The sequence below is a fragment of the Sphaerisporangium siamense genome (assembly GCF_014205275.1).
Classification (GTDB): domain Bacteria; phylum Actinomycetota; class Actinomycetes; order Streptosporangiales; family Streptosporangiaceae; genus Sphaerisporangium; species Sphaerisporangium siamense.
In genome coordinates, this window is the sequence record NZ_JACHND010000001.1 from 2,923,937 (window position 1) to 2,944,485 (window position 20,549).

The following is a 20,549-nucleotide window of genomic DNA, read 5'->3' on the forward strand; positions in this document are numbered from 1 at the left end:
CGTCCGTCGCCGCGTGGACGCAGGGCGACACGAAAGAGGGCCCGGCATCACCTGCCGGGCCCTCTGTGTTCTTCGTCACGTGTCGCGGAGCCGTTAGGTCGTCTTCTCCCGGGCGGCGTAGGAGTACACCAGGTACGTCGCCGTGTTGAACAGGGGGGAGGAGATGCCGTCGTTCCGGCCGTCGCCGTCCAGGTCCCACGTCAGGCTGTTCACGCCGTTGAGGTAGCCGATCCGGCGGGTGGGGCTGTAGGCGATGAGCCACGGGCCTCCGCTGGCCCCCGCCGTGAACGCGCACCTTTTGAGGAGGACGCCGTTGTTCAGCTCCCACTTCGGCGAGGCGATCTTGCTCGTCGCCTTCGTCGCACAGGATTCCATCGTCCTGCCCGTGTAGGGACGGGTGCCGTTCGGGTGCGGGCCGGCCGGATACCCGAACGCGTACGCCGCGACCGTGTACCCCCGGTTCCACGCGAAGCCCTGCCCGCCGACGCGGTCCTCCAGCCGTCCGGTTCGCACCCTCTTGTAGACCGGCTGCCCCTTGGCGTCCTTCTTGAGCTGCCGGTTCGCGTCCAGGTCCGGTTCCCACCGGTAGCCGTCGTGGACCGTCACGAACGCGTAGTCGAAGTCGAAGTCACCGGTGACCGCGTACTTCTCGTTGAGGTGGAGGGTGTGCCCGACGTAGATGCCGTACGGCGTCGCGCCGTTGCCGGTGTAGGAGGGAATGAATATCCAGTACTGGACCGGCTTGCCGTTCTTGACGTCGAAGGCGCAATGGCCTGCCGTGGCGACGATGTTGCCGTATTTGGCGTGCACGGACGACGCCGAGCACCAGTACTCGTTGTCACCGTTGCGGAAGAACACCTTCCCCACGGTCGGCGGGAGGTTCACGTTCTTGGAGTTGGTGAGCCGTGCCACCGTCTTCGGGGGAGTGGAACCCGTCAGGGCCGAGGTCTTGCCGAGCGGTGTCTTGATGTGGTCGGTGGCGCCGGCGGCGGCCGGTGACATGGCGGGGGCGGAACCGCTCGTGCCGCTCGTTCCCGAGGCCGCCGTCCTCAGCGCGTAGCTGTTGGCGTTCTTCAGGCGGTCGGGGGTCCACCACTCCACGACCTTCTGCATGTCGGCGTCGCTCTGCGCGAGGGGGACGGACGTGATGCCCTCGGGCGCCGCGGCCTGGTACGTGGCCGACGCCCCGGCAGGCACCACGCCGGCGGACAGGACCGCACACGCGGACGCGAGCGCGCCGCAGAGCGTGAGCGCGATCCGCTTCGCTCGGGGTGGCATTTCATACCTTCCGGGGGTCAGAAGTGTGAAGACAATAGTGAAGGGCGATTTTTCCAGATCAACCACATTTCACGCACCTGGCTTGGCCGACCTGGGTTCAGTTCGTTATCGGACGTCTCGTCGATCGCCGTGGCGGCAGGGGCCGGTAGGAGGCCGGGCACGGGCCCGGGCCTCCTACCATGCCGTGGATCACGTCAGCTCGTCGTAAGCTTCCCGGTCCACAGGTTCGCCGCGTACTTGTAGACACCGTAGGTGTCGCTGTTGAAGTACGGCGTCGTGATGCGGTCGTACCGCTTGTTGCCGTCGGTGTCGAGAGTCAGGCTCACGACGCCGTTGACGTAGCCGGTCCGCTTGGCGTTCGAGTACTGGATCAGCCAAGGACCGCCGGTGGCACCGGGCGTGAAGGCGCACTTGATGGCCAGCTGCTCTTCCGCCTTGTACTTGGCGACGGCCGGGGCGGGGCCCGCCTGGCCGTAGCACCACTTCATGGTCTCGCCGGTGTAGACCTTGTCCCCGTCCAGGTGCGCGGAGGTCGGGTAGCCGAAGCTGAAGAACTTCGACTTCGTGCTCCGGTTCCAGCTGAAGCCCTGGCCGCCGACGTTGTCGCCGAGGCGGCCCGCGTCCTGGAACGTCCTGATGTGGAAGACGGTCTTGTAGTACTTGACGTTCGTCGTCTGCTTCACCCAGTACTTCACGAAGTAGTGGGTGATGGTGTACGCCGAGTCGACGATCTTCTTGTACCCGGGGCCCTTGTAGTTGTTGTACGTGACCTCGTCCACGATCTCCGTGGAGGTCTTGCGCGGGGCCTTGGCGTAGTTCACCTTGGCGTTCGCCGCGGGGGCCTTGTCGTACTCGTCCTTGGTGACTTCCTTGAGTACCTTCTTGCCACCCTTGGTGCCCCAGGGAAGGACGACCTCGGAGCCGGTGCTCTTCGACCACGCGTCCGCGGTCTCACCGCCCTTCTCGTCGTACTTCTTCTGGTACTCGTCCTTGGTGATCTCCACGTCGTTCGCCCACTTCGGACCCTTGTAGGCGTCGTAGGTGGTCTTGTCGACGATCTTCTCGCCGGTCTGCTTGACGCCGTTGTAGACGTTGACGAAGGCGTAGTCGTAGTCGTAGTCCTCGTACACCGAGAAGTCGGTGTGCAGGTTGACCTTCGCGCCCACGTAGACGCCCCACGGCGCCTTGCCCTGGTAGTAGCCCGGGATGAAGACGAAGTTGTCGACGTACTTGTTCTTGTCGGTGTCGTAGACACAGTGACCGGCGGTCGCGACGAGGTTGTGGTACTTCGACTGGATCGAGGTGCCGGAGCACCAGTACGGCTTGCCGTCGACCTGGAAGAACACCTTGCCCACGTTCGTGGGGAGGTTCACGTTCTTCGACTTGCCCGCGGTCTTGCCGCCGGCGCCCTGCGGGGCGATCGCGCCGGCCTTGCCGTCGGCGGAGGCCTTGCGCGTGCTCGCCTTCATCTTGCCGGAGAGCGAGGAGTCCTCGAGGTAGCTCTTCGCCGCCTTGAGCTTGCTGGGCGTCCAGGACCCCGCGATGGCCTTCGCGTCGGTCCCGCTGTTCGCCAGCTTGCCCGACTTCACCGGGGCCGGCTTGGTCTGCGCGCTGGCGGAGGGGGCGAGGGTCGCGCCGATCATGCCGGTGGCGATGAGAGCACCACCGAGAGGGAGAATCAGGCGCTTTGCTCGGGTGTTCATTGAGCTCCTTCTATGTCATGGGATGCCCGGGAAGGACCCATGCGTACGTAAAGAGACCCAACGACCGTACTCCGGCGATCTTGGCGCAAGTGGCCAAACCGGACAAATGTGGCGGTCTGTTATCTGCTTGTTATGAAACCGGGGGAACCGGAGAGATAACTGGTACGTCGAATCTTGCTCATCCGGCGGGGTTCGAGCACTTGATCAAAGAAGGCACAGGTGAGAGGGGCGGCGAGCGCTCGACGTCCTGCTAGATAGGGGATTCCACATGCACCGTCCGTCCACCACCCCGATCCGCCGGCCCCTCCTCGCGGCCCTCTCCGCGACCCTCTCCGCGACCGTTGCCTTCCTGTCTGCGTTGCCCGCCCACGCGTCCCCTCTGCCTGTCACCGTCACATCGGCTTCCGCCACTCTGCCGGCAGCGCCGGCCACCGTGACATCAGCGGCCGCCGTGACATCAGCGGCCGCCGCCGTGACGCGGACGCCCGCCACCATGACATCGACTCCGTCGATCCCGAGGCCGCTCCCCGGCGGGCCGGCCGCCCACGCCGTCACCTGGCGCCCCCACGCGAAGGGCATCAGCCGCGTGTACCTGCTCACGATCGCCCGAGGCGAGTCGGTCTCCCCGTTCGACCGCGTCGCCCTCCTCCAGTGCGGCCCCGCCGGCGGTACCCACCCCCACGCCTCCGACGCCTGCCGCCTCCTCGACCAGGTCCACGGAGACATCTCCGAACTCCACGTCTCCCGCAACACCGCCTGCCCCAAGAACTACGACCCCGTCACCATCTCCGCCGTAGGCATGTGGGACAACCACCACCACACCGTCGAACGCACCTTCGGCAACCCCTGCGAACTCCGCGCCACCACCGGGGCCGTCTTCGACTTCTGATTTCCTCGCTCGCGAGGCCTATCGCACGCATGGTGCTGGGTCCGACACCGATGTCGGGCCCAGCACCATGTTCAGCTCTTTCGGGATGTCCCATTATTCCTTACGCTGCGTGCGCGCGTGGGTCGATCGGTGTTATTGACAAACTTGTCAATTTGTATTGTAGATCGTTATTGTGATCTTGATCACACTTGCCTGATGAGCCGAGCCGAGTTACGTTCCAGTCGATTTGCCCTGTGCGAGCGCGACGCCGTCATTTCTCCGATGAATCCGGCCGTCACGGAATCATTCGCCCAGGTCAAGACTTATGGCAGACGACGTTGGGAGGCCGGTTCGGCATGCGACGACTCCTCGGGCGAGCAAAAACTTCTATGCGCTCGTTCTGGCGCGCCTTTATTCTCGTCGTCGCCATTCCGGGATTGCTGGCCCTGGATGTACCGTCGAGTTCGGCCCGGCCGCTCCTGGCACAAGTCACTGTGGATCCGCCCCGCCAGATGTCGGGATCCGCCGCGGGTCTGGCGCACATGGTCGACACTTCCGCGACACAACCGAATCATGCCGATGACGATGATATGGAATCCGTGGGGCCGGCCCGCGTGAATCGCGTGCCTAAGGGCGCTCTGCCGCGAGACGATCGAGAGTATCGCTCGACGACCGTGTCCAAGCCCGGCAAGTCGGCCCGCGCGCCACCCCCGGCCGCCATGGGATCCGGTGTGGCCCGCGCTGAGGAACTAGGTCGAATCGCCATGGCCTCGTCCTGCGATGGTTACACGGATTACAGCTCCACGAGGTCTTATACGCAGTTCACCGTCGTCGTCTACCAGACCAAGAAATGGCGCGCCACGCGTTCCGTCCCGGCCGGCAACGCCCCCTCCATGTCCTCGACATACTGGGAATACTGGGGAGAATGCTCGACCCCTGCGCATCCTCCCACAATCGTTGACGCCGCGCCCGACGACCAGGTCATGGTCGACAGCCTGACTCCTCTTCTGATGGCGTACGCGCGCAGCAACAACGGAACCTACGCCATTGACTACTCATTCACCGTATGCCGGCACGCGGGCATGTCCGACCCCGGATGTGTTTCTTCCGGATATCTACTGGAAGAGGGCAGATGGCGGGTGCCGGTCGGATTCCTGGCCTGGGGAAAGCAATATTGGTGGCGGGTGACTGCGAAGGATCGGTTCGACGACTCCACCACGGAGAGGACCCAGAGCTTCGTCGTGGGAGTCCGGCAGCCGGTGCTCACGTCTCAGCTCTCCGCGCAAGGGGTGAACGGCCAGGAGTTCCACCAGCTCGCGGGCAACTACACCACCACCTTCACCGACGCTTCCGTCCCGACTGCCGGGCCTCCGCTGTCGGTCGTGCGGTCCTACAACAGCATGGATCCGCGAAACGACGGCATCTTCGGTGCCGGCTGGTCCACCCGGTGGGACATGAAGGCGTCCCTGGAGTCCGCCGCGGACGTCGACACGCTGCTGATCACCTATCCGGACGGCCAGCAGGTCAGGTTCGCCGCCAAGGGCGATGGCACCTTCCAGCCGCCTTCCGGAGTCCACGCCACGCTCGCCGAGGCGCTCGGAGGTGGATGGCGATTGATGGACAAGTCTTCGACGTCTTACCTCTTCGACGCGCAAGGACGGCTCACGCAGGTCACCGACAACCGCAACCGTGCGCAAACCCTTGCTTACGGCCCGGGTGGCAAGCTCGTGACGGTGACCGGGACGGGCGGGAGGTCCCTCCACTTCACCTGGAGCGGCGCACACGTCGCGTCGGTGTCGACCGACCCGGTGAACAGCACGGCGCTGACCTGGACCTACACCTATGAAGGCAACAAGCTCACCGCCGTATGCTCGCCGGTCCAGCAGCCCAACTGCGTGTCCTACGCGTACGGCACCGGCTCTCAGTACCGCAGCACCGTCCTGGATTCAGACCCCAACGGCTACTGGCGCCTGGGGGAAAGCAGCGGCACCTGGGCCGCCGATCTCGGCTGGGGCGCGGGAAACGCCGAATACGACGGCGTGACCCTCGGCGGTACAGGTGCCCTCGGGGGCACCTCGGACACCTCGGCGTCCTTCAATGGCGGGCAACTGGAACTGCCGGCCAATGTGCTGCCTCGCCTGGGCGATGATCTCTCGTTCGAGACATGGTTCAAGACCACGCAATCCGGCGTGCTGTTGTCCGGCACCTACATCACTGAAGCGCCCCTCTTGTACGTCGGGCTCGACGGTAAGCTCCGCGCCCAGGTGGAAACCCCCGTCGATCCCGAGACGGAAGACATCGTCATCTCACCCATCACCACCTCGGCGCCGGTGAACAACGGGCAGTGGCGGCACGTGGTGGTCACCTCGACGGAGACGTCTACCAAGCTCTATCTCGATGGCGCGTTGGTCGGCACGCTGGACTTCGGCGGGCAGAATTTCTGGCGAGAATTCGCACGCGTCGGCAACGGAATGGTCACCACCGGATCCTGGCCCAGCACTCCGACTTCTTCGAGTTGGGCCGTCAGCTTCCCCTTCAGGGGAAGCTTGGACGAGATCGCCCTGTACGACAAACCGCTCACTCCTGCGGAGATCCAGGCTCACTTCCAGGCCAGAGCCGAGGTGCCCCACAAGCTCACCCGAGTCACCTTGCCGTCGGGCAGGGTCTGGGCCCAGAACGTCTACGACGCCGGAACGGACCGCCTGAAGACCCACACCGATCAGCACGGCGGCACGTGGCAGCTCGGCGCGCCCGTCTATAACGCCGGCACGGGCATTTCCACCGTGACGGTGACCGATCCGCACAACGGGACACTGATCTACGACCACGACGCCTGGCGCGGTTATCGCCTCGTCAAGTCGGAAGACCAGAGACACGAGGACACCTACTACCTGTATGACACGGGTGGATACCTCAACAGCGTCATCGACAGGAACGGCAATACCACCGAGAGGTTCCACGACGAGCGCGGAAACCTAATCGGGCGTAAAACCTGCCGTACAGCCGGTTCTTGTCAGACGGAGCACTTCGCCTACTACGTCAACACGAACGATGTGTTCGACCCGCGCAACGACCAGTTGCTGGTCCACCGTGACGCCAGGTCCTCTTCGGCCACCGACGACACCTACGCCACCAAGTGGGAGTACAACACCTACGGCGACCTCACCAAGGAAACAGGACCGGCCACTTCGGACTTTCCCAACGGCCGTTCCCTGACCTATGCATACACCGACGGCACGGAACCGGCGGCGGGCGGAGGCACGACGCCGGCGGGCCTGCTGAAGTCGGAGAAGGACGCAAAGGGCAACGAGACCTTCTATAAGTACACGGCGGCCGGCGACCTCGCCGAGCACACGACTCCTGCTGGGCTGGTGAACCGGTATACCTTCGATGCGATCGGCAGGCCCTCCACCAGCGTCGAGGTCTCGGACGCCCATCCCTCGGGCGTGACCACGGCCTTCACCTACGACGGGCTGAGCCGCCTCATCGCGCAGACGGGCGCCGGCGTGCGTAACGAGGTCACGAACGTGACGCACACCGCGGAAGTACGTCGCACCTACGACGCCGACGGTAACAGGTTGACCGACTCCGTCGTGGACCTCACCGGCGGGGATCCGGAACGAAAGATCACCTACACGTACGACGATTACGGTCGCGTCGAGACCGTCACAGGTCCCGAGGGCGCGGTGGTCGGGTACGCGTGGGACCACACCGGAGCGCGAACCAGCGTCACCGACGAACTGGGCGTCGTGTTCCACTATGCCTACACGCCGCGTGGTGAGCTGGCCTCCAGGACGATCAAGAACTGGACCGGCAGCCCGGTCGCGCCACAACCTCCTCAGGATGTGGTCCTGGAGTCGTACTCCTATGACCCGGAAGGCCGGGTCGCCACTCAGGTGGACGTGATGGGCCGCAAGGTGTCGTACACCTACTACGGGGACGACCGTTTGTGGACGGCTTACGCCGATGACGTGCGGCTCAACGGTTCGGCGACTCCCCGGGACGTGGTACTCGAATCCGACACCTACGATGCGGCGGGTTACCTCACGCGGCAGGTTACGGGTGGCGGCAAGGCCACCACGGACTACGTCTACGACGCCGCTGGACGCCTTACTTCCGAGGCGTTCGATCCCTCGTCGCTCAATCGGCGGCTGGCATATGCCTATGACGCCAACGCCAACGTCACCAGAGTCACAGCCACGGGCGCCGGGAGCTCTCGCGTCGAGGTGACCGAGCTGGCCTACAACGAGCTCGACCAGGTCGTCCGAAGCACGGTGGACAACGGCGACCACGACATCGTCACGACGTGGAGCATCGATGACAGGGGACTGGTCACCGCGAGGACGAGCCCGCGCGGCAACGCTCCCGGCGTGAACTCCGCGGATTTCACCAGCGACTTCCGTTACGACATGACGGGTCGCCTGGTGGAACACAAGGCCCCACAGGTCTCGGTGGAGAGCACCAGTGGGACCACCACCGCGCGGCCGACGACGAAGTACGGCTACGACAGTGCTAGCAGGCAGACGCACGTGGTCGACTCCGAAGGCCGTACCTATACCACCAACTTCGACAGAGTGGACCGGGTCACCTCTGTGGTGGCTCCCGCCTACACGCCTCCTGGGGGCACTGCGGTCACGCCCCGAGTGAGCTACGCCTACGATCCCGCCGGACGGCTGACGTCTCTCACCGATGAGCGTGGTTTCGTCACCACGGTCGAGCATGACGCGCTCGGCAGGCAGATCCGCGTCACCGATCCGGCCCCTGTCGAAGAGCAAGCCAGAGGCGCATGGGTCACGGAGTACGATCTCGCGGGCGAGGTGCTGGCCCTGGTAGATCCCACCGGTGCACGTGTCCAGTCCACGTATGACGATCTCGGGCGCCCGATCACTTCGACGGAGATAGAGAGAAGGCCCACTAGCGCCGCGCACACCACCGCCTACGAATTCGATGACGCCGGCTATCTGACGAAGGAGACAGCGCCGGGCAACAAAGTAACCGGCTTCGTGGTCAATGCCGCTGGTGAGGTGACGCGGGAGACGAACCCGCTGGGCAAGTTCTCCGTCTTCGCCTACGACCTCGCCGGGCGCGCCGTGAAGGGCACTGATCCGCTCGGCAACGCCTCCGTGACGGAGTACGACCTCGCCGGACGGCCGACTACCGCGAAGCACCTCGACGACACCGGCGCGATCCTGCGCTCGTTCGGCCGCGAGTACGACGCGGACTCCAATGTGATCTTCAGCACCTCGGCAGAGGGGTTCGTCACCACGCGGGAGTACGACCCGACGGGACTGCTGACCAGGCTGGTCGAGCCGGTATCGGCCTCCGAGCAGATCACCACGACCTACGGATACGACGCGACGGGCGCCCTGACGCGCACCACGGACGGCCGTGGCAACACGGTGCGGACGACCTACAACACCCTCGGTTTCATCGAGTCCGTCGTCGAACCGGAGACCTCGGCGTACCCGGATCTGCAGGACCGCACGTGGACGAACGTGTACGACATCGCGGGCAACGAGGTGGCCACCCTGCAACCGGGCGGGGTGCGGATCGACCGCGAATTCGACCGGCTCGGCAGAGTGGTGCGGGAGACGGGGTCCGGCGCGCCGGTGGCGACTCCTGAGCGTGTGTACGGATACGACCTCGCCGGACGTCTTACCGCGGTTGGCGACTACACCCTTGAATACAACGATCGCGATCATCTGACGAAGGTCTCCAAACCGAGCGGCCAGGTCGCGGCCTTCGCCTATGACGCGCTGGGCAACCCGACCCAGCGAGTGGACGCCACCGGAACCGCCGCCTTCACGTGGGACGGCAACGACCGCCTGGCGACCGCGGCGGATCCCGTCTCGGGCAGGAGCTTCACCTACGGCTACGACGACGCGGACCGGCTCACGTCCCTCATCTCGGCCAGTCCGGCCACCACACAGACCTTCGGCTATGACGGCTTGGACCGGCTGAAGACCCACGCGCTGAAGAACAGCGCCGGAACCGAGCTCGCCAAGATCACATACGGCTGGGACAAGGACGACCACCTCACCTCGAAGACCACCACCGGAACCGCGGGGGCAGGCGCCAACACCTATGGGTACGACCGAGCCGGCCGGCTGACATCATGGACGGCCCCGGGGGGTGCGACGACCCCCTATACCTGGGACGCCTCTGGGAACCGCACGCGCGCGGGGACTCAGGACTTCCTCTACGACCAGCGCAACCGGCTGCTGTCAGGCGCGGGGACCACGTACGCCTATTCCGCGCGGGGCACCCTCGACAGCGAGACGACGAGCGCGGGGACGCGCACTCTGGTGTTCGACGCTTTCGACCGGATGGTCAGCGACGGGGACGCCACCTACTCCTACGATGCCCTGGGCCGTCTGGCCTCGCGGGTGAAAGGCGGGACGGAGCAGCGGTTCGTATATTCGGGGCTCGCGAACGACGTCGCCCAGATCACTGACGGGGCGGGCGTCGTTCAGGCGAAGTACGGGCGCGATCCCTTCGGCGCGCTGATCAGCGTGCACGAGGGAGGGCAGGCGGCCGGTGTGATGTCGGACGTCCACGACGACGTCGTCGCCACCTTCTCCGGTACGGCCTTGGTCGATTCCGTCGCCTATAGCCCCTTCGGCGAGGTCACCCATCGCGTGGGGAGCCCGCGAGCGCTCGGTTATCAGGGAGAGTACACCGACCCTGATACCGGCAAGATCAACATGCACGCTCGTTGGTACCTCCCTGGCACCGGTGGTTTCGCCTCGCGTGACTCCGTGACCCTGAACCCCGACCCGTCGAGCAACCTCAACCGGTATCCCTACGTCAACGGCGACCCGTTGGGCGACACCGACTCCTCCGGCAACTTCCCAGACAAAGGTTCGGGCCCCAAGGGGCCTCCGGTGCAGATGCCGGTGGGTGCCTATGCCAAGACCAACAAGGAACTCCGGCAGATCCATGAGAGGGGTCGCCGCTACGACCGTGAACAGTTGGACAAGCAGAGGGAGCGGGAGAAGAGCTACAAACGGTACAAGAAGCGGAAGAGAGACGAGCGTAGCGGCGACTCCGTCCAGGACGAGAAGAAGCAGATGCGCAACCGGCGCAAGCCGCCGGCGAACGACCGGGATCGCACTACCGCCGAGAAGCGGGAGATGCGGAACCATAAGAAGCCTCCGCCCAATAGGAGGACCAAGCGGCAGGACGAGACCAGAAAGGTCAAGGCGCCGCGCTCCGGATCGCGCAACAATCCGAAGAGTGTGAAGAACCCGCCGGCTACCAAGAAGACCAAGGGCAACTGCACAGGGACGAAGTGTCCTAAGAACAGCAAATCAGAGAAGAATACCGATAAGGCGGGGCAGTTCTGCCAGAAGGCCGGGAACGCCAAGAAACCGCAGTGTAAGAACAACGCCAACCATGAGTACGGCGGCGGCAAGAAGCCGAAGCCGAAGAAGTCGAAGGAAGAACGTTACGACGATATCGACAACCTGCCGGACCTGTGCCGCACGAACGCGTGCCGTAACAGCGTCACGCCGATCAGCCCCAAGGGCGGCAAGCGCGATGTCGTCGACGACATCGAGGACCTCATAGACCTGGTCGACCCCACGACCCAGCCCGATGACATCGTCGACCAGATCATCGACGACGCCGCTCCCGACCTACCTTCCGGCATTCCGCCGGGCGGCGGCGAAAGCTGTAACCCGAACAGCTTCGTCAGCGGGACCCTCGTCCTGATGGCGGACGGCTCTCGTAAGCGGATCGAGGACGTCAAGGTCGGGGATCGCGTCCTGGCCACCGACCCCGAGGCCGGGGTGACCGACGCCAAACCGGTCGTCACGCTGATCACCGGCGAGGGGACCAAACGCCTAGTGCGTATCACCGTCGATATCGACGGCGACAGGGGCGCCGCGACCGACACCCTCACCGCCACCGACGGCCACCCCTTCTGGGTGCCGAAGCTCCGCAAGTGGCTGACCGCTGGCGAACTCAAGCCCGGCATGTGGCTCCAAACCAGCGCCGGCACTTGGGTCCAGATCACCTCCGTCAAGGTCTCGACTACGCACCGGCGCGTCCACAACCTCACCGTCAGCGGGCTGCACACCTATCATGTAGTGGTAGGCGGTCGAGCCGTCCTTGTTCACAATGACGATCCGCTTACCGATGAAGAGTGTTTCGCGCTTGCCGATCGGGCGAGAGACGAAGAGCGGGAAAGAATGTCCAAAACCCAACGTCGCAAACATGTGATGCTCGTGGGTGTGGTCGATTGTGTGACCGGACGAGTCGTGGTAGGGAAGAAGCGGTCGGGTGCCGGTGATTTCTGTGCAGAGGATGTCGGCCGAGATGATGCGGTATCGAATGGATCCGATCCGCGGAATCTCCGATACGGTCACCCCGGGCATCCGGACTCGATGAAAGACGCTGACTTCTGCGATAGATGCCGGAGTCGAATCGATCCGAGCCAGGTGCCTCCTGATCGAAGGTGGTAACGTGCGAGCGGGGCGGTGAGGAGGAACCGATGAAGTGGGTATGGAGGGAACTCGCCGTGCTCAACGGTGACGGCTCTGCCGTACCTGCACTCCTCTCCGCCCTGCTCAACGGGACGCACGCCGAACGGGAGGATGCCTTTCGTGCGCTATGCACGCGTGTGGTGAATCAGGGGGATCTATATTCCTCTGCCGCTGCCGCCACGGATGTCATCCTGCAAGAGTTGAGCACTAATTCGGAGATCACAGAGAACGCCTGGTTGTTGCTACACGAGATATTTCGCGGCGCCTCATACGGAAGAACCGTGTCGATCGAAGGCTGTGAGTGGGATATCGAGGATTACTGTCGATCTCGCATCCTGCACAGTGTCGAGCTGATCGATGCCTCGCTGGCGGACATGTCTGATGAAGCGTATACCTATGCGATGCTCCTTCTTGGCAGCATGGGCGAGATCACCAGGGTGACCGTGCCCATACTGGAGCGGGAAGCTGCGACATCCAAGGGAAGGCGGCGCGGCGCGGCGTGCGACGCCCTTGAAGTCGCTGAAGAGCTCTGGGCTGAGAATCACGAAGACTCTGGTGGCCATTAGACGCCGATATGTAGTTTTCGAGAACAGTCAAGAGTGCAGGGACAGACCCTTGAGAGTTTTGTCGACAAGATTGCGGGGGCCGTAGAGGGCTAGGCCTACCAAGGGGAGGGAGTCGGCGGGGTGGGCTTGGACGGTGGCGCGGTTGGCGGTGTCGTGGGCTGTTTTGAACATGTCTTTTATGTAGAGGGCTGTGGGGATCTTTCGGGTTAGGGCCTGGGCGTGGGTGCGGGTCAGGGCTTCGGGGGTGGCGGCGTAGATGAGGATGGGCTGGCGGATCATGGGGAGGTAGGTGTTGTCGTCGGCGTCCTTGTAGGGCTCGCCGATGATGTCTTCGGTGCTCGCGGCTATGGCGCCGGCCAGGAAGGCCGTCACGTTCAGCTTCTGCCAGGTGGCCAGGTCCTCTCGGACGATGATGGCGATCTTGGTGTCGAAACGCATGGGGGTCAGCGTGTCGCCGCGGGCGGGGGACGGTCTTGTACGGAGGTGCGCAGGGGTGGTGTGTCCTCGGGCGCGCCCGCTTTCACCAGCCTGGCCGCGGCCCTTCGCTGAGCGTGCTCGCCGTGGTCCGTCGCAGCTCGTTCGCTCCTTCGCCGAGTCGGTCGTACTCCTGTTCTCCGCTTGTCCGGGTTGGCTGTACGGAGTCAGCACAATGGGGTGATGGGGGACTGGGTTCGGTACTGGCGGGCGGGGGATCGGGCGGTGGAGGCGATGCATGCGCATTTCGTGAGGCACGTTTATCACCGGCACAGTCATGAGACGTACTCGTTCGGGTTCACCGAGGAGGGGGCGCAGAGTTTCACGTGCCGGGGGGCGGCGCATACGAGTGCGGCCGGCATGGTGATGGTGTTCAATCCGGATGATCCGCATGACGGGCACGCGACGGATGAGGCCGGGTTCACCTATCGGATGGTGCATATCGGGCCGGAGCTTGTGGCGGATGTCCTGCGGGAGGCCGCTGGGCGGCGGGTCGGGTTGCCGTTGTTCGCCGAGCCGGTGATGCCGGTTCCGGGGATGGCGGGCAGGTTGCGGTTGTTGCATCAGGCGTTGGTGGGCGGGGGCGCGTCGGTGTTGCGGCGGGACGAGTTACTGGACGGCGTGGTGGCGGGGATGGCGCGGCATGCGCGGGTCCAGGGATGGCGTGGGGGTGATGGGGCCGCTGGGGAGGCCGACGCGGGGACGGCACGGGTCGTTCGGGAAATGGTGCATTACACGGAGGACCACGGTGTCTCCGCCGGTGACCTGGCGGCGGCGGTGGGACGCAGTCGGTTCGCGGTGTACCGGTCGTTCCGGGCCGTTTATGGGATGGCGCCGAGTGACTATCAGCGGCAGGTCCGGTTGCGGGCGGCGCGGCGGTTGCTGGTTCAGGGGCGGCCGCTCGCGGAGGTGGCCGCCGAGACCGGATTCACCGATCAGAGTCATCTGACCCGGTGGTTCACCCGGTATTTCGGTGTGACTCCTGGCGCCTACCGCCGCGCCGCCGCTTCGCCATGAGTCCACGTACGTGGTCGTTTCCCGCCTCGGGGTTCTCTACCCTCGTCCAGGCTTCCGGTCGGTCGCCGTAATGGGCGCCGGATTCGCCGCCCCACGACTCGCCGCGTCGGCGCCAGGACAAGCTGTCTACTCGGGGCGGACGTGGTCCGTGGCCGAGGACTGGCCGCGTTGACGTGTGGGAGAGCTTTCCTCGGCGGCGACTCGCCGCGTCGGCGCCAGGACAAGTCCACTCCTCAGTGGGGGGGTTCCGTGTCCGAGGATCGGCGGCTTTGACGCGTGGAGAAGCTTCGCTCGGTGAGTTGCCCCGTGTCGGGCGGCCCGCCGTGTTGGCTTGGGGTAGGTCTCCTCGTCGGTGGGGGTGTGTCTGGTGGGGCTGGGTGGGGGCTGTTACTTGGTTATGACGATCATGGTGCCTATGGGGATCTTGCTGAGGGCTGTCAGGCCGGCGGGGGGGATGCGGATGCAGCCGTGGCTTATTGCCTTGCCGAAGACGGATTTGTCGGGCCAGCCGTGGATGCCTATGGTGCCGGGGCCGCCGTCGTAGGTCTGGAGTTTCTCCGAGTGCATGCCGAGGGGGAGGATCACGGGGCTGTAGTCGACGTCCGAGGGGGAGAGGGTGGCGAGCAGGAACGTGCGGCCGACGGGGGTGGGGGTGTCCTCGGTGCCGATGCCGACGGTCCACGAGCCGTTCTCCTGGCCGTCCTTCAGCAGGGTGAGGCGGCGGGTGGTCAGGTTGATGTGCACCTGGTAGGGGCTGCGGCTCTGCTTGGTCTTGCCGTCGCCGGTGTGGATCCAGCCGGTGGAGCCGTTGGGGCGGCTGGGCAGCAGCACCCGCACCCATTGCGGGCGTGACTCGATCACCGGGAGCCAGGTGGGGTCGTCCAGCTGGGTGGCGGGCAGCACGCCGATCGCCGGGCCGCCGGGCTCGGCGTACACGATCTTGGACGTCGTCGGGTGGACGAGGAGCCCGTCCCCGGCGGCGTCGGGGCGCGGGTCGGGTTGCGCCTTGGGGATCTTCGTCCACGTGGTCGAGCGGGGGAGCGCGGCGCGTTGGGCGGCCGTGAGCTTGACCGGGACGGCGGCCGGGGCGGGCGGCGCCGCGGTGACCTCGCGGTCGACCTTCCTGTTGGTGAGGAACACCAGCAGGACGAGGCCGAGCAGGGCCGTGGTGGCGACGGCGATGATCGTGAGGATGGAGCGCACGGATCGACGGCGAACGTACATGGGAACTCCCGGGAAGGCTGGCTCCTGTTGAGGTTCGGCGGCGGTTTCCGGAGTGGCCCGTGGCGTGGCGCGCGGGCTGGGGGCCCGCCCGTGGAGTGGGCGGGCCCCGGCGCCCGGCGCAGGTGGATCAACCGGTCACGGCGAAGTGGCGGACCGGCTTGTGGTACTGCTTCTTGTGGTAGTGCTTCTGCGGCTTGTAGTGCTCGTGGTGCTCGGGCACCCAGCGGTGGTGACGGCTGTCCCAGTGCGAGTGGTGGCCGCCGCCGTGGTCGGAGAAGCCCTCGATGAAGCGGCGGATGCCCCTGTCGATCACGATCACGTTGTCGTCCCGCTTGTGCCACTTGTCGCAGAGCCTGCGGAGCTCGTGCAACCTCCTGTGGTGCCGGGACGATCCGTCGAGGCCATCGTGGTCGTGGTCGCGGTGGTGGAACCGACGGCAGATGTGGTCGAGGTCGTCGTGGTGGCGGTCGTGGACGACCGCGTTGTCGTCGTTCTCGTCATCCCAGGACTTGTCGTCGTCCTTGTCGTCTTCCTTCTTCTTGCCGTCCTCCTTACCGTCGTCCTTCTTGCCGTCCTCCTTCTTCTCCTCTTCGACGCGCTGGACCAGCACCGGCGAGGTGCTGGGGTCGAAGGAGGCGTTGCCCTGGTAGAAGGCGGTGATGTTGTGGCTGCCGTCGTCCAGGCTGGAGGTCGACAGGGTCGCCTGTCCCGAGGCCTCCAGCTGGGCGCTTCCGAGTTCGCGTGAGCCGTTGCGGAAGATGACCGTGCCGGTGGGCAGGATGTGGGTGCCGGTCGCGCGGACCGTGGCGGTGAAGGTGACCGAGTGGCCCTTCTTGGACGGGTTCTGCGACGACGTCAGCGTGGCGCTGGTGGCGATCTGCCGGCGAACGGTGACGACGAAGCCCGTCTTCACGGGAGCGGACGGAAGCAGGGACGCTGCCTTCGCGCCTTGCGGCGCCTGGATCGCGTACGCGCTGCCGGGAGTGGCGGCGAGCACGCCGACCGCGAGAGCGCCCGTGAGAGCTGCGGTCAGCCATGAACGACCGACATTACGTTGGAGAGACCGTGAGTGACCGACGTCTTTCATAAAGCGGTCCTTTTCTTTTTGCAGTTCAAAGTAAAGGAGCACCTCGATGCTGGCGCACCTGCATGACCGACCCTACTCATGGTCGACCTCGATACCGTTGTCCGACATGCGGGAGATTCGCGCGAGCGGCGACTTAATTGCAAAAATTAGAAGGTCGCTACGCAGTCATTTATGCCGATAAATCGGGTGGGCCTGCGGGTGGCGGCGCGGGCGGGAAGCCTTGCCGCGCCGGGAAAACCGCACGTACGAAGATCGGTTTCGGCGTGGCGCGCGGAACGGCGCGCGCCCGGGAAATATTTTCTGGGACGGCGTGTCGTGCGCCGCTGTGTCATTCTTTGGCGGGCCTCGCGGCGTTGTTCCGGCAACCGCCGCCGACGTCGATGATCAAGAGTAATTGACGCCGTATATGGTCTATGTCGGCTATTCTCGAATTCAAGGTGATCTGTAGGGATTCGGTGGGTGCGGCGGCGCCTCGGGGGTGTGGGCGGGACGCCGGAAGGCGCGGGGATAGGGTTCCGGCATGTTCGCCGTAACCTGCACAGCCACCGACCCTGACAACCCCCTCGCCGGGCTCACCCTCGGCGAGCGTCCCGAGCCCGAGGTCCCCGACGGGTGGACCACGGTCACCGTCAGGGCCGCCGCGCTCAACCACCACGACGTCTGGACGCTCAAGGGCGTCGGCATCCGCCAGGACCGCCTGCCCATCGTGCTCGGCTGCGACGCCGCAGGGGTGGACGAGGACGGCAACGAGGTCATCGTCCACGCGGTGATCGGCACGCCGGTGAACGGGGACGAGACGCTGGACCCGAAGCGGTCGCTGCTCTCCGAGGTCCACGACGGCACCTTCGCGGACAAGGTGGCGGTGCCGCGCCGCAACCTCGTGCCGAAGCCGGCGGCGCTGTCGTTCGAGGAGGCGGCCTGCCTGCCCACGGCGTGGCTGACGGCCTACCGGATGCTGTTCGACAAGTCCGGCCTCCAGCCGGGGTCCACCGTGCTGGTGCAGGGGGCGGGAGGCGGGGTGGCCACCGCGCTCATCGCGCTCGGCCGGGCCGGCGGCTATCGGGTCTGGGTCACGAGCCGCTCGGAGGAGAAGCGGGCGCGGGCCGTGGAGCTCGGCGCCGACCAGGTGTTCCCCACGGGGGCGCGGCTGCCCGAGCGCGTGGACGCCGTGATGGAGACCGTCGGCCAGGCCACCTGGGACCACTCGCTGAAGTCGCTGCGCCCCGGCGGGCGGGTCGTCGTCTCGGGCGCGACGAGCGGCGCGGTGCCTTCGGCCGACCTGAACCGGGTCTTCTTCCTCCAGCTCTCGGTGGTCGGCTCCACCATGGGGACGCGGGACCAGCTCGGGCGGCTCGCCACGTTCCTGGAGCAGACGGGGGTGCGACCCCTCGTGGACCGCGTGCTGCCGCTGACGCGGGCGCGGGAGGGCTTCGCGGCCATGGAGGAGGGCGAGGTATTCGGGAAGATCGTCTTCACCGGGACGGCCGGGGCCTGACGGCGTCCGGTACGCCAAGGGGCGCCCTACGGAATGGCCCCGGGCGGCACGTCAGGGGAACCTGGCGCGCCGCACGGGGCCGCATATGAACAACCGGTCGCCGTACGGCGGGGACCGACTTGTGGGATCGGGTTCTTGTTCACGCGGGTGATGCCCGACGAACCGTCACCGGTCACCCACCGTAGAGGGGTCCCGGGGGTGAGGTCTCGCTCTTCACCGTTTCGACACCGAATGGACGGTGACATGGATACCGTCGCGGAAGCCGGGCGTCGCGGCGCAGGACGGGGCGGTGGGAGACGGGGCGCGCCTGGCCCGGGTGCGCCGCGCGGGCGGCCGGGACGGCACGGGAAGCGGCTCGGGCGGGCCCGGGCGCAGCAGGGGCGGGCGGAACCCGTACAGGAGCATCATCGCAGCGCGGAGCGGATCCGGCCGGCGGCCTCGTAGAGGGCGTCCTGGGCGGTGGCCAGGGCCTCCTCGGTCACCGACGCCGCGGCGGCCGCGCCGCGGATCTCCTCGACGAAGTCGGCGAGCATGCGCCCGAGCTCGGCGTCATGGTCGGGCGAGCCCTGCCCGCCCCAGGTGCCGCGCCACGCGCCGCGCAGCCAGTCCTGCTTCCAGCGCTGCGACTCTTCCTTCCAGGCGCGCTTCTGGCGTTCGAACTCCTGCTTGTGCTCCTGCCAGGCGTGCTTCTGCTCGCGCCAGGCGCGCCGGTAGTCCTCGCGGGCCGTGCGCAGGTCGTCCTTGGACCGGCGCTCGTCCTCCCGGCTGCCCTGCTGCCGCACCTCCCTGGCCATCTGGGTCAGCTCGTCGCGCAGGGAGCGGACGGTGTCGCGCACGTCCTCCTTGACCTCGCGGGCGATGTCGCGGATGGACTCGGAGATCTCCTGTTCGAGGTCGGCGAGCTCGTCCATGCGCGCCTCCAGCTCGGCGCGCCCCTTGTCGGTGATCGTGAAGACCTTCTTGCCCTCGACGACCTCGTGGGTGACGAGGCCCTCCTCTTCGAGGCGGGCGAGCCGGGGGTAGATCGTGCCGGGGGAGGGGGAGTAGACGCCGAGGAAGCGGTCCTGCAGGAGGCGGATCACCTCGTACCCGTGCCTGGGACTCTCCTCCAGGAGCTTCAGCAGGTACAGGCGCAGGCGTCCGTGGGCGAAAACCGGACTCACTTGTCTCTCCTCAGAAGGGTCACATCGGCGGAAACCGTGTTGGCCGACACCGACGCCATGCCTCCGCCGAGCCGGCCGCTCATCGACTTCATCCCCAGGCGCCCCGTGGTGGTCAGCCCCGGGAACGCGCTGCTCAGGCGGCCCGAGGTGGAGCGCATCGTCACGTCGGTCTCGACCCCCTGGGGCAGGCGGACGACGATGGCGCCGGACACGCTGTTCAGCGAGACGTGGCCGGTGGGCGGCAGCTCCAGGTCCGCGGTGATGCGGCCGGACACGGTCTTGGCGCGCAGGCGGCGCGGGGTGCCCCCGGCGACGACCAGCTCGCCGGCGACGCTGGTGAACGACAGGTCCCCGGACATGCCGCGGCTCTCGACGGCCCCGGAGACGGTCTCGGCGTCGATGTCGCCGCTCACCCCGTCGAGGACGATGTCGCCGGAGACGCTCTTCACGCTGGTGCGGTTCTCGAAGCCGGTGACCAGCGCGGAGGCGGAGATCACGCCCGCCTGCACCGGGCAGTCCTTCGGCACCGTGAGCGTGACCGTGGTGCTGGGACGGCCGGAGCGCAGCCAGCCGAGGATGCCGTCCCAGGTGAGGTCCTTGTACGCCACGGTCAGGCGGCCGGTCTCGTCCCGCTCCACCAGCAGCGGCGGCGTGTCGATGTCGCCGACCTCCAGGGTGGGCGGGCCGTCGCTGGCGAGGACGGCCAGGCGCCCGGCGACGATGCGCACGCTGAGCGCGCTCACCGCGTCGAAGGTCAGTTTCTCAGGCTTGTCGATGGTCCACGTGGACATGGCCGCCCCGCTGGTCGATGGTCCCGAATGGCTCTCACAAGACACGATATATCTCGTACACCGAAAGTCAAGATGTATCGCGTATCGCGTCCCGGGGCGGGGGCGTCGGGCCGTGCCGGTCGTCGTCAGTCCTCGTCCTCGTCGTCCAGCCGGGCGAGCCAGGTCGCCAGGCGCTCGACCGGCGTCTCGAACTCGGGGTTCAGGTCGACGAACTCGCGCAGCCGCTCGGCCAGCCAGAGCATGCCGACCTCCTCGTCGCCGCGCCGCTGGACGAGCTCTTCGATGCCCCTGTCGGTGAAGTACATCGCAACTCCAGGACATGACCGGAAATATCCGGATAAACGGGGAAGTCCCCCGCGGCGCTGCCGCCCGCGGGGGACTTCCTCTGACAAAACCA

The 20,549-nt window shown here is 66.2% G+C and carries 14 protein-coding genes; 5 read left to right on the forward strand and 9 right to left on the reverse strand.

Annotation, left to right across the window (positions count from 1 at the left end):
* Positions 1 to 93: 93 nt before the first annotated feature.
* Positions 94 to 1,278, reverse strand: coding sequence for a trypsin-like serine peptidase (locus BJ982_RS13525; RefSeq protein WP_184880070.1), 1,185 nt, complete (start codon positions 1,276 to 1,278; stop codon positions 94 to 96).
* A 194-nt stretch (positions 1,279 to 1,472) separates the two neighbouring features.
* Positions 1,473 to 2,981: a trypsin-like serine peptidase gene (locus BJ982_RS13530; protein WP_184880072.1), complete on the reverse strand. Its 1,509-nt coding sequence runs from the start codon at positions 2,979 to 2,981 to the stop codon at positions 1,473 to 1,475.
* A gap of 493 nt (positions 2,982 to 3,474) precedes the next feature.
* On the opposite strand from BJ982_RS13530, the gene BJ982_RS13535 reads away from it, so the two are divergent.
* From BJ982_RS13535 to BJ982_RS13545, 3 genes are all read left to right on the forward strand, one after another.
* Positions 3,475 to 3,870 (forward strand): SSI family serine proteinase inhibitor, encoded by a 396-nt coding sequence (locus tag BJ982_RS13535; RefSeq protein ID WP_184880074.1) that lies wholly within the window; start codon positions 3,475 to 3,477, stop codon positions 3,868 to 3,870.
* Positions 3,871 to 4,205: 335 nt separating this feature from the next.
* Positions 4,206 to 12,314 (forward strand): polymorphic toxin-type HINT domain-containing protein, encoded by an 8,109-nt coding sequence (locus BJ982_RS13540; protein ID WP_184880076.1) that lies wholly within the window; start codon positions 4,206 to 4,208, stop codon positions 12,312 to 12,314.
* A gap of 29 nt (positions 12,315 to 12,343) precedes the next feature.
* Positions 12,344 to 12,901 carry a hypothetical protein gene (locus BJ982_RS13545; protein ID WP_184880077.1) on the forward strand — a complete coding sequence of 186 codons (558 nt, stop codon included), beginning with the start codon at positions 12,344 to 12,346 and terminating at the stop codon, positions 12,899 to 12,901.
* Between the two features lie 27 nt (positions 12,902 to 12,928).
* Here BJ982_RS13545 and BJ982_RS13550 read toward each other — a convergent pair whose 3' ends face one another.
* Positions 12,929 to 13,339: a DUF2000 family protein gene (locus BJ982_RS13550; RefSeq protein ID WP_184880079.1), complete on the reverse strand. Its 411-nt coding sequence runs from the start codon at positions 13,337 to 13,339 to the stop codon at positions 12,929 to 12,931.
* A gap of 270 nt (positions 13,340 to 13,609) precedes the next feature.
* On the opposite strand from BJ982_RS13550, the gene BJ982_RS13555 reads away from it, so the two are divergent.
* Positions 13,610 to 14,392, forward strand: a complete 783-nt coding sequence (locus BJ982_RS13555) for a helix-turn-helix transcriptional regulator (protein ID WP_239123369.1) — start codon at positions 13,610 to 13,612, stop codon at positions 14,390 to 14,392.
* Between the two features lie 387 nt (positions 14,393 to 14,779).
* Here the strand turns inward: BJ982_RS13555 and BJ982_RS13560 are convergent, their stop codons facing one another.
* Together BJ982_RS13560 and BJ982_RS13565 are read right to left on the reverse strand one after the other, a co-directional pair.
* A complete protein-coding gene (locus tag BJ982_RS13560; protein ID WP_184880083.1) occupies positions 14,780 to 15,616 on the reverse strand; it encodes a protein-sorting L,D-transpeptidase LdtCP in 837 nt (278 codons plus the stop codon).
* Positions 15,617 to 15,743: 127 nt separating this feature from the next.
* Positions 15,744 to 16,529, reverse strand: a complete 786-nt coding sequence (locus BJ982_RS13565; protein ID WP_184880085.1) for an Ig-like domain-containing protein — start codon at positions 16,527 to 16,529, stop codon at positions 15,744 to 15,746.
* A 694-nt stretch (positions 16,530 to 17,223) separates the two neighbouring features.
* Between BJ982_RS13565 and BJ982_RS13570 the strand changes: the two genes are divergently transcribed.
* Positions 17,224 to 18,198, forward strand: coding sequence for a zinc-binding dehydrogenase (locus BJ982_RS13570; protein WP_184880087.1), 975 nt, complete (start codon positions 17,224 to 17,226; stop codon positions 18,196 to 18,198).
* A gap of 213 nt (positions 18,199 to 18,411) precedes the next feature.
* Here BJ982_RS13570 and BJ982_RS13575 read toward each other — a convergent pair whose 3' ends face one another.
* The 4 genes from BJ982_RS13575 to BJ982_RS13590 all read right to left on the reverse strand — a co-directional run bounded on the left by BJ982_RS13575 (position 18,412) and on the right by BJ982_RS13590 (position 20,457).
* Positions 18,412 to 18,606: a hypothetical protein gene (locus tag BJ982_RS13575; RefSeq protein WP_184880089.1), complete on the reverse strand. Its 195-nt coding sequence runs from the start codon at positions 18,604 to 18,606 to the stop codon at positions 18,412 to 18,414.
* Positions 18,603 to 19,361, reverse strand: coding sequence for a PadR family transcriptional regulator (locus BJ982_RS13580; RefSeq protein ID WP_184880092.1), 759 nt, complete (start codon positions 19,359 to 19,361; stop codon positions 18,603 to 18,605). Before BJ982_RS13580 ends, BJ982_RS13575 begins: the two co-directional genes overlap by 4 nt.
* The gene (locus BJ982_RS13585; RefSeq protein WP_184880094.1) at positions 19,358 to 20,152 is read right to left on the reverse strand and encodes a DUF4097 family beta strand repeat-containing protein; all 795 of its coding nucleotides are present in this window, start codon (positions 20,150 to 20,152) and stop codon (positions 19,358 to 19,360) included. Before BJ982_RS13585 ends, BJ982_RS13580 begins: the two co-directional genes overlap by 4 nt.
* A gap of 125 nt (positions 20,153 to 20,277) precedes the next feature.
* On the reverse strand, positions 20,278 to 20,457 hold the full coding sequence (locus BJ982_RS13590; protein WP_184880096.1) for a DUF6104 family protein: 180 nt from the start codon (positions 20,455 to 20,457) through the stop codon (positions 20,278 to 20,280).
* Positions 20,458 to 20,549: the final 92 nt, after the last annotated feature.